Raw genomic sequence first — 8,937 nt, 5'->3', positions numbered from 1 at the left:
TTGTATGTTCCTCAATGGCGTGAATGCGGTTCTGATCATCAATGAAGATCATGTCCAGCGAGATGAAGGTGTTGCGCATCCACATGGCGGATTCCTGCGGGGCAGGCCAGACAAACAGCATGCCATGATCCGGCTTTATCTCCTTGCGGAACATCTCACCCACTTCCTGCTGGCGTGGCGTGCTGGCCACTTCCACCCTGAAGGCATGGCTGCGCCCGGTCTGATCGGTAATGGTCAAGGCAACTTCGGGTAATGGTGGCTGTGCCTCCGTAACCGTTTCTTCAGCCCGAACCATGCCACCAGCAGCAGCCAGACCCGCCAGGACGAGTCCACCTGCCAAAAGACCCCACTGATAAACTCTTTTCATCATCATCCCTCTCCTTATCTGCACCACCATGCCGATCAGTGCTGAAATGCCGGATTATGCTGCCGCTCTTCCCCTATCGTGGTCGGCAGGCCATGACCCGGCAGGACGATGGTATCGGCCGGAAGAGTGAACAGTCTGCTGCGGATCCCCTCCAGCAGCTGTCTTTCATTGCCATAGGGGAAGTCTGTCCGCCCCACCGTACCACGGAACAGCGTATCACCGGCAATCACCAGCCCTGCCTGCCGCAGGATGAACACGACATGACCGGGCGTATGACCGGGAACATGAGCAACCTCAATGTCATGCCCAAGAAAGAACAGTATATCCCCGTCGCTGGAAAAACGGTCCGGTGTGACGCTTTTCATGCCATCCAGCCCGAAAGCAGCCGCCTGCTGCTCGATTCTCGACAGCAGAAACAGGTCCTCCCGCAACGGCCCGATGACAGGCACGTCACCCCCCTGCCGGTCCGTCAGCAGTTTCTTGAGGTCGGCAGCACCTCCGGCATGATCAAGATGACCATGTGTCAGCAGGATGGCCTCGACATGCAGCCCCTCGGCTTCCCGGGCCAGCCGCACACTTTCTCCGCCAGGGTCGACAACAATCGCCCGCCCCATCTGGTCCGACAGAATCGTGCAGTTCTGACGAATCGGTGTCACGGTCACTTTCCGCAAGGTTAATTTCATGACGGGCTTCCATTTCCGGGCATCAAACAAGAAATGATCTACAACGTCATACCCCTACCCGACAAGAAACCACCACTTCCCCACACTCCACACCCATGAAATAAAATACTGCAGAAAGAAAAGCATAGTAGACGAATAGAAGATTAGGATCTAAATACAGTTTCTGGAGCCATTTCTCCTTTACATTTCCGGAGGGCCATGCCTCTTGCGGGCTTTGCCTTGCCAAATGAGTATGATCAGCCTGAAACATATTTCTAATTGGTATATATTTCCTAATGTTAAATCTTATTCAGGTTTCTCTGCCCATTTCATGCCATTATTTGTCTTGTCATTCACAGGCTTCTTCTGATAGTTTCCCGGAACTACTGAAAGAGTGAGGTCCACTTCGGTCAAACAGAACGGGAAGATGTATCATGCGCCGTGCCGGGAAACGGTTATTTTTATCATGTCTGGTATTATCTGCGGCAGCATTCTGCGCTCCCAAGGCCGAAGCGAGGCACCATGTCCGCCATTCAAGCCGTTTGATCAGAAGCAGCCACTTCCTGCACAGGCATTACCGCCACTATGGTCATGCCCATGTCATCCAGTGCGTTGCCTATGTGCACCAGAGCACGGACTTCCACATCCGTGGCAATGCACGGGACTGGTGGCGCAATGCTGAAGGCATGTACGCCCGTGGCCAGCAGCCCGAGCCCGGTGCTGTCCTCAGCTTCCGTCCCACACGCCGTATGCCACTTGGGCATGTTGCCGTTGTCCGTCGGCAGATCGACAGCCGGACCATCATGATCGACCAGGCACACTGGGCCTCCAACGGCATCAGCCACAACACGAAAGTGGTGGACGTGTCTCCTGAGAATGACTGGACGGCTGTCCGTGTGGCTCTCCCGGGCAATGGGGAACGTCTCGGCAGCATCTATCCGACGCATGGCTTCATCTACAACCGTCAGGACGGTTCTGCCCCTGTTTCCATACAGTACCGCAATGTCATTGCCAAAGGAACGGCCAGTGACATGGAAACAGCCTCCATTCCGGCTGATGCCAGCTTCTTCGGAGACGAGGCTCCCAGCCGGTCTCTCCAGTAAGAACTGGACCTCACGACCGTAGTCCCACAAAGCCGGACCGTTCCCTCAGGGACGTCCGGCTTTGTGGTATGGATGACCTGTCTGGATGGACTGTGCCCGGAAGAGCTGCTCCGCCAGCATGACCCGCACCAGCATGTGTGGCCATGTCAGCTTCCCCAGCGAAAAAACAGCATCCGCCCGCTGAAGAATGGCGGCATCAAACCCTTCGGCTCCCCCAATCATGAAACAGACAGGGCGGCCACTCTCCTGCCACGTCTGCAATCGGGACGAAAAGGCCGGGCTATCCAGCAGACGGCCCCCTTCATCCATCGCCACAAGAAACGCATTGTCAGGACAGGCAGCCAGAAGGGAATCGGCCTCCCGCCGTTTCAGTTCGGCAGGAGCACCCCGGCCCTGGGCCACTTCCACAATCTCCAGCTTCGGACGCAACCGGGCGCAGTACCGGTCGAGCAGCTCCCGTTCCGGGCCGGCCTTCAGCTTTCCTACGGCGATGAGCTTCATCAGAAAACCCTCTCGCCAGCCACCACCTCATTCAACGGCAATTTCTTCCGCAGCCGCATCAAAGTCACCACCCCACATGCGTTCCAGCGCATAAAGCTCACGGCTTTCCGGCATGAAGAGATGGACAACCACATCTCCTGCATCCATCAGAACCCAGTCACTACCCTGGTCCCCTTCAATCTGCGGGCGGGCAAGATTTTCTTCCTTCAGGCGACGTTCCAGATGCTGGGCCATGGCAGAAATCTGACGCTCGGAAAGACCGGAAGCAATGACCATGCGCTCAGCGAATCCGGCACGACCTGTCAGGTCCAGCACGACAATGTTCTCGGCTTTGTCTTCATCCAGACTGTCCGTAATGACAGACAGAAGACGGGCCAGCCCTTCCTCATCACTATGAGGGGCGGAAGCGGGGGTTTCAGTCGCGTTGATGATGGTTCTCACTCCTGATCGACAGACGGGCAGAACAGCCCCTTTTGACGCAAAGCGGTCGAAGATATGTCATTCTGAGGTGCCGAAAGGAATGTCCAGCCCGGCCCACTTCCTTTTTCTAGCAGAAGAGACGCCGCCCTTCCATCACGACGATGATGCCGCAGGACGGAACTGGCCCGCCCCTTGAGGGCCGGTATGATGCTTCCGGGGCGAGGCAGGACAGCAATCGGCACCATCTGCGCCAGCCGCCGCCATGACCGCCAACGGGAAAACTGGGCCAGCCCGTCTGACCCCATGAGCCAGACAAAACGGCACTGTGGGAAACGCTGCCGGAGCATGGCCACGGTCCGGACCGTGTAACGCTGCCCCAGCTTCTGCTCTATGTCCGTGGCGATGATGCGCCGTCCATCTGCCAGAGCCTGTGCCGTTGCCAGCCGCCGGGAGAACGGCGCCATTCCCTTGCGGGGCTTGAGGGGATTCCCCGGAGACACCATCAGCCAGACCTGATCCAGCTTCAGACTTGCCAGAGCCTTGCGGGCCAGCTGGATGTGCCCCTCATGCGCCGGATTGAACGACCCTCCCAGCAGGCCGATGCGCATCCGGCGGCCATCCCCGAATCGGGATGCAGCAGCCCCCAGCGGAGTCGCCGGAAGCCTTTCGGGACGAGGCCCCTTCATGAGGCTGTCTTACACGTTGAAGCGGAACAGCAGGACATCACCATCCTGCACGACGTAATTCTTGCCCTCGACACGCAGCTTGCCGGCCTCACGGGCACCCGCCTCGCCCTTGTAGGTGACGTAATCATCATAGGCGATGGTTTCGCAGGCGATGAAGCCACGCTCAAAGTCATTATGAATGACGGCTGCCGCCTGCGGGGCCTTCGTACCTGCCGTGATCGTCCAGGCCCGGGTCTCCTTCGGCCCTACCGTGAAGTAAGTCTGAAGGCCCAGAAGGCGATAACCAGCAGCAATTACACGGTCCAGACCGCTGTCCTTCAGGCCGAGGCCATCCAGAAACTCGGTCCGTTCCTCAGCCTCAAGCTGGCTGACCTCCGCCTCGATGGCCGCAGAGACGATGACAGCCCCGGCACCTTCCGCCTCGGCCCTCTTCCGCACCTGCTCGGAATAGGCATTGCCAGTCGAAGCCGCCGATTCTTCCACGTTGCAGACATAAAGGACGGGCTTGGTCGTCATCAGCTGGAGGCGGGCAGCCTCTACTTCTTTCCCCTCAGGAACGGCCGTACGGGCCGGTTTGCCCTCACGCAGGGCGGCCAGCAGCGGCTCCATGAGTTCCAGCTGTTCCTTGGCCTCACGGTCATTGCCACGGGCACGCTTTTCCAGCCCGACCTTGCGGCGCTCCAGACTGTCCAGATCGGCCAGCATCAGTTCCGTCTCGATGATGTCCGCATCCCGCACGGGGTCCACGCCGCCCTCGACATGGGTGATGTCATCATCATCAAAGCAGCGCAGGACGTGGATGATGGCATCCACCTCACGGATGTTGGCGAGAAACTGGTTGCCCAGCCCTTCCCCCTTGGAAGCCCCACGGACCAGCCCGGCAATATCCACAAACTCGAGGCTCGTTGGCACAATGCGCTGAGAGTTGCCAGCCTTGGCCAGAACCTCCAGCCGTTCATCCGGCACGGCCACCCGCCCCGTGTTCGGCTCGATGGTGCAGAACGGATAATTGGCAGACTGTGCCGACGCTGTCTGTGTCAACGCATTGAACAGGGTGGATTTGCCGACATTGGGGAGGCCGACGATCCCGCAGTTGAACCCCATTCGCTCTCTCCCCTTTCTGTGCCCTGCCGGTCTGGCTCATCTCTCGCCACCGCAGGCCTGTTAGATTCTCTGTTTTCAGTTCCGCCGCAAGGCTGTTTTCGTCATGAAGGCCTCATGCTCACCCTGCGCCAGAAGTGGCGTGGCATCGGCCATGTCATCCAGCCACAGCTCCAGCTCAGACCGTTCCGTGCTGGAGAAATCCCCCAGTACATGGCCATGCACCTTTTCCCGGCTGCCCGGATGGCCGATCCCCAGCCGCACACGCCAGTAATCAGGGCCGGGCAGGGCCTTGTCCATGGAGCGCAGGCCATTATGCCCGGCCGCTCCCCCGCCCCGTTTGACCCGCATCTTTCCGAAGGCCAGGTCCAGCTCATCGTGAAAGACGGTAATCTCATCCTGTGGGATTTTATAGAAACGTGCTGCCTGCTGCACGCTGTCACCAGACAGGTTCATGTAGGTCAGCGGCTTGAGCAGAAGAACCTTCTGCCGCCCGACCATGCCTTCCGCCGTTTCCCCACGGAAGCGCTTGCGCCACGGGCCGAACCCATGGCGCGCGGCGATCGCATCGACCGCCATGAAGCCGATATTGTGCCGGTTGCGGCTCATTGATGCGCCCGGATTACCGAGTCCGACCCAGAGCTTCACAACCGCAATACCCCTTACTTGGCTTCAGCTGCTTCCTCAGAAGCCTCTTCCGGCTCCTCGTCAACCGTCGGCGGAGCGATGGAGGCAATCACGAAGTTGGGGATATGCAGGGTCGGTGTGGAGTGCTCCGTCCCCTGGAGGTCGTCCCAACGCACGTTGTCGTTGATGTCCAGCTTGCTGAGGTCAACCGTGAAGTGCTCAGGGATGTTCTCGACCGGAACTTCCACGTCAACGGAGTGACGGGCAATGTTCAGCACGCCGCCACGCTTGATGCCCGGAGCCTCATCTTCACCCGTGAAGGTGATGCCCACCTGAACATGCACGCTCTGGCCAGGAACCAGACGCAGGAAGTCGATATGGATCGGCGCATCGGACACCGGATGGAACTGGATGTCACGGATCAGGGCATGGACCTGCTCACCACCGATGCTGAACTGGTACAGGCGGGACTGCCAGGCACCACGGTGCAGCTCTTTCATGATGATGCGGGGGTCGATGGAGACCAGAGCCGGCTCCTTCTTGCCACCGTACACCACGCCCGGGACCATGCCCTCACGACGTGTTGCGCGCGCTGCCCCCTTACCTGCTTTGGCGCGCTGGGAGATCTCCAGTGTCGTTACTTTCGCCACGTTATACGCTCCTGCGTTCTGAAATTGTCATGCCCAACCGGCCTCCAGGGGTGCCGGATGGTTGCCCCGCCCTAGCGGAAAAAAGCGAAAAAGACAATTTTTTTATCAGTCCAGCCCCGCACGGATGACAGCAATCTGGCGGCCCGTCCGCCCGTCACCATGCACTGTTGCCCGGCGATGGCTGAAAAAACGCTCCTCCGCCAGCGTATCATGGCCTGTCCATTCTGCCTGCACGCCCTCTTCTGCCAGACGGAACAGGCAGAAAGCGGGCAGATCAAACTGATGATGCCCAGCTCTTGCTGCCTGGCTGAAAAACCGCTCGCCCTCCGGGTGCCGTTCCAGAACGGCCCGACGCATGTCCTCACCCACTTCATAGGAGACAGGGCCGATGCAGGGCCCCACCACGGCACGGAGTCCCTCCGCCCCCAGCAGACGCATCTGCCGGACTGTCTCTTCCAGCACACCTCCCACAGCTCCACGCCAACCTGCATGGGCTGCACCAACAATCCGCCCATCGTCCGACGACAGCAGCACAGGGGCACAGTCCGCCGTGGCTACGCCCAGAGCAAGCTCCGGGCAGTCCGTCACCAGCGCATCACCCGCCGGAAGGGCCTCGTGGCCCTGCGTATGAGACCAGACCTCATCAACCTGGCGCAGCACATGCACATCCGCTCCGTGAACCTGCCGGAGCGCAGCAAACCGCTCCAGCTCCACACCCACGGCAGCTGCCATCCGCCGCCTGTTCTCCTGCACGTTGTCCAGCCGGTCCTGCGTCCCCAACCCGCCATTGAGGGTATCATAGGGAGCCACAGACACGCCCCCCTCCCGGGTAAAGAAGCCATGCCGGACAGGCAGAAGCGGCGACCGTAAGAAGACAGGCTGTGTCATTCTGCAATCCAGTCCGTCTGCCGGGCAGGACGGCTGAAGGCATGAACCATCAGGCCAATCCCGGCCAATGCCATGGGCAGGCACAGGAGCTGCCCCATCGTGATTCCCCCAGCCAGAAAGCCGATATTGTCATCCGGCTGGCGGAACAGCTCACAGAAGGCCCGGGCACAGGCATAGCCAAACAGGAACAGCCCGGACAGGAACCCGGCCCGTGCCCGCAAGGCTGGGCGGCTGACAGCCAGCAGCATCACGACCAGTAGCAGGACACCCTCCGTCAGGGCTTCATAAAGTTCGGACGGATGCCGTGGCTCCGGCCCGACAGCGGGAAAGATCATGGCCCACGGCACGGCACTCGCCACTGGCCGTCCCCAGAGTTCCCCGTTGATGAAATTGGCACACCGCCCCAGAGCCAGCCCGATGGGCACCACCACGACGATCCGGTCTGCAAAGGCCAGAAAGTTCAGGCCCCGCCGCCATGTGAACAGGGCCAGTGCAATGATGACCCCTGCCGCTCCCCCATGAAAGGACATGCCGCCCTTCCATGTGGCGAAGATTTCCAGAGGATGGGACAGAAAGAAAAGCGGCCGGTAGAACAGGACATAACCCAGCCGCCCCCCAGCAGCACACCCAGCACCGCATAGGCAAGGAAATCATCCACGGCTACCTTCGTTGCCACCTTCGGCCCAAGCTGGACCAGCCTGCGGGCCAGGGGCAGGGCAATGATGAAAGCCAGAATATAAGCCAGAGCATACCAGCGCACCACCAGCGGCCCGATCTGGAAAGCAACGGGGTCCAGCCCCGGGAAGATAAGCGGATGTGTCACAGATACGGCCTTCCTGATGCCAGATACCCCTTGATGTAATGGCTGATCCCGTCCTCCGGTGTTGTGAAAGGAGCCGTATATCCAGCCGCCCGCAGTGCCCTCATGTCAGCCTGCGTGAAGGACTGGTACTGCCCCCTCAGGCTCTCTGGCATCGGAACATAATCGATCTCTGCTGCCCGTCCCGCCGCAGCACAGACAGCCCGGGCCAGAGCCTCGTATGTACAGGCCTGTCCTGTCCCGCAATTGAACAGCCCGCTGACGGCAGGGTGTTCCAGCAGCCAGAGCAGGACATTCACCACGTCCCCGATCCAGATGAAATCACGCTTCTGCTGCCCATCCGCAATATCAGTCCGGTCGGACTGGAACAGACGGATGGGATTACCGGCCATCAACTCATCATATTTTACCTTGATGACCGAAATCATCCGCCCCTTGTGATACTCATTAGGGCCATAAACATTGAAGAACTTCAGACCGGCCCATTGTGGTGGGGTCGGTTCCCCAGCCTCTACCGTCCGCTTCACCCAGAGGTCGAACGCCTGTTTGGACCAGCCATAAAGATTGAGCGGCTGCAATCCCTCGATGCTGTCCAACCCGTCTGCAAACAGCTCTGGCCGGTCTGCCGCCCCATAGGTTGCTGCCGAAGAAGCATAAAGGAACGGCACCTCATGCTCCACACACCACCGCCAGAGCTGCTGGGACAGGGTGACATTGCTCTGCCAGACCAGGTCTCCATCCCGGGCCGTCGTTTCACTGATGGCCCCCAGGTGGATGACGGCCTCCACCCCTCTCACCGTTGCCAGAAAAGCGGAAAGTTCATGGGGGGGAATGATCTGGTGGGGAGGATGGCTGGCAAGATTGTGCCACTTCCCCTGATCATGCAGATAATCCACAATGACAGTCCGCCGCCCCTGCCGGAACAGGGCCTGCTGCACGCATGAACCAATAAATCCGGCTCCGCCGGTGACGATAATCATTCTTCCTGTATAGTCTGGCCAGATGCGGCTTCCAACAGAAAGAACGCAGAAACAGGGATGACGGTTGACAGACCGGCTTCCTGTTCTGAAAGAGTCGTGGCGGAAAAGACGGTCCGTTTTCAATGCTGAATG

11 protein-coding genes and 1 pseudogene (1 of these 12 only partly in view) are annotated in these 8,937 nt (G+C 59.6%); 1 reads left to right on the top strand and 11 read right to left on the bottom strand.

Annotation, left to right across the window (positions count from 1 at the left end; translation table 11 throughout):
• Together DTQ13_RS04615 and DTQ13_RS04610 are read right to left on the bottom strand one after the other, a co-directional pair.
• On the bottom strand, positions 1-373 hold the 5' portion of the coding sequence (locus tag DTQ13_RS04615; RefSeq protein WP_248461207.1) for a DUF192 domain-containing protein. The gene continues 140 nt to the left of window position 1, outside the view; only the first 373 of its 513 coding nucleotides appear in the window; its start codon is at positions 371-373; the stop codon falls past the left edge of the window.
• A 29-nt stretch (positions 374-402) separates the two neighbouring features.
• Positions 403-1,050, bottom strand: a complete 648-nt coding sequence (locus DTQ13_RS04610; protein ID WP_192848648.1) for an MBL fold metallo-hydrolase — start codon at positions 1,048-1,050, stop codon at positions 403-405.
• A gap of 521 nt (positions 1,051-1,571) precedes the next feature.
• Here DTQ13_RS04610 and DTQ13_RS04605 point away from each other — a divergent pair.
• A complete protein-coding gene (locus tag DTQ13_RS04605) occupies positions 1,572-2,132 on the top strand; it encodes a CHAP domain-containing protein (protein ID WP_248461206.1) in 561 nt (186 codons plus the stop codon).
• A gap of 45 nt (positions 2,133-2,177) precedes the next feature.
• On the opposite strand, the gene DTQ13_RS04600 is transcribed toward DTQ13_RS04605, so the two are convergent.
• From DTQ13_RS04600 to rfaD, 9 genes and pseudogenes are all read right to left on the bottom strand, one after another.
• The gene (locus tag DTQ13_RS04600; protein WP_192848650.1) at positions 2,178-2,633 is read right to left on the bottom strand and encodes a 23S rRNA (pseudouridine(1915)-N(3))-methyltransferase RlmH; all 456 of its coding nucleotides are present in this window, start codon (positions 2,631-2,633) and stop codon (positions 2,178-2,180) included.
• A 27-nt stretch (positions 2,634-2,660) separates the two neighbouring features.
• On the bottom strand, positions 2,661-3,065 hold the full coding sequence (gene rsfS / locus DTQ13_RS04595) for a ribosome silencing factor (protein WP_373364561.1): 405 nt from the start codon (positions 3,063-3,065) through the stop codon (positions 2,661-2,663).
• Positions 3,066-3,070: 5 nt separating this feature from the next.
• Positions 3,071-3,661: a nicotinate-nucleotide adenylyltransferase gene (locus DTQ13_RS04590; protein ID WP_043559278.1), complete on the bottom strand. Its 591-nt coding sequence runs from the start codon at positions 3,659-3,661 to the stop codon at positions 3,071-3,073.
• 87 nt (positions 3,662-3,748) lie between these two features.
• A complete protein-coding gene (gene ychF / locus DTQ13_RS04585; RefSeq protein ID WP_043559276.1) occupies positions 3,749-4,843 on the bottom strand; it encodes a redox-regulated ATPase YchF in 1,095 nt (364 codons plus the stop codon).
• 75 nt (positions 4,844-4,918) lie between these two features.
• Complete coding sequence (gene pth / locus DTQ13_RS04580; protein ID WP_043559272.1) at positions 4,919-5,488, bottom strand: aminoacyl-tRNA hydrolase; 570 nt, start codon at positions 5,486-5,488, stop codon at positions 4,919-4,921.
• A gap of 14 nt (positions 5,489-5,502) precedes the next feature.
• Positions 5,503-6,117, bottom strand: coding sequence for a 50S ribosomal protein L25/general stress protein Ctc (locus tag DTQ13_RS04575; protein ID WP_043559269.1), 615 nt, complete (start codon positions 6,115-6,117; stop codon positions 5,503-5,505).
• A 105-nt stretch (positions 6,118-6,222) separates the two neighbouring features.
• A complete protein-coding gene (gene pgeF, locus DTQ13_RS04570) occupies positions 6,223-7,005 on the bottom strand; it encodes a peptidoglycan editing factor PgeF (RefSeq protein WP_248461205.1) in 783 nt (260 codons plus the stop codon).
• Positions 7,002-7,828: pseudogene (lgt, locus tag DTQ13_RS04565) on the bottom strand (prolipoprotein diacylglyceryl transferase). Before lgt ends, pgeF begins: the two are co-directional and overlap by 4 nt.
• A complete protein-coding gene (gene rfaD, locus DTQ13_RS04560) occupies positions 7,825-8,805 on the bottom strand; it encodes an ADP-glyceromanno-heptose 6-epimerase (RefSeq protein WP_081563337.1) in 981 nt (326 codons plus the stop codon). Before rfaD ends, lgt begins: the two are co-directional and overlap by 4 nt.
• Positions 8,806-8,937: the final 132 nt, after the last annotated feature.

It is taken from the genome of Parasaccharibacter sp. TMW 2.1888 (assembly GCF_023167265.1).
In the GTDB taxonomy this organism is placed as follows: Bacteria; Pseudomonadota; Alphaproteobacteria; order Acetobacterales; family Acetobacteraceae; genus Bombella; species Bombella apis.
The sequence above is the reverse complement of the archived record's forward strand: the minus strand, read 5'-3'. Positions and strand labels throughout refer to the sequence as shown.

Coding starts and splice junctions, on each gene's coding strand:
- pgeF (WP_248461205.1), bottom strand. CDS start 7,005: ATGACACAGCCTGTCTTCTTACGGTCGCCGCTTCTGCCTGTCCGGCAT.
- DTQ13_RS04610 (WP_192848648.1), bottom strand. CDS start 1,050: ATGAAATTAACCTTGCGGAAAGTGACCGTGACACCGATTCGTCAGAAC.
- rfaD (WP_081563337.1), bottom strand. CDS start 8,805: ATGATTATCGTCACCGGCGGAGCCGGATTTATTGGTTCATGCGTGCAG.
- ychF (WP_043559276.1), bottom strand. CDS start 4,843: ATGGGGTTCAACTGCGGGATCGTCGGCCTCCCCAATGTCGGCAAATCC.
- DTQ13_RS04590 (WP_043559278.1), bottom strand. CDS start 3,661: ATGCGCATCGGCCTGCTGGGAGGGTCGTTCAATCCGGCGCATGAGGGG.
- DTQ13_RS04600 (WP_192848650.1), bottom strand. CDS start 2,633: ATGAAGCTCATCGCCGTAGGAAAGCTGAAGGCCGGCCCGGAACGGGAG.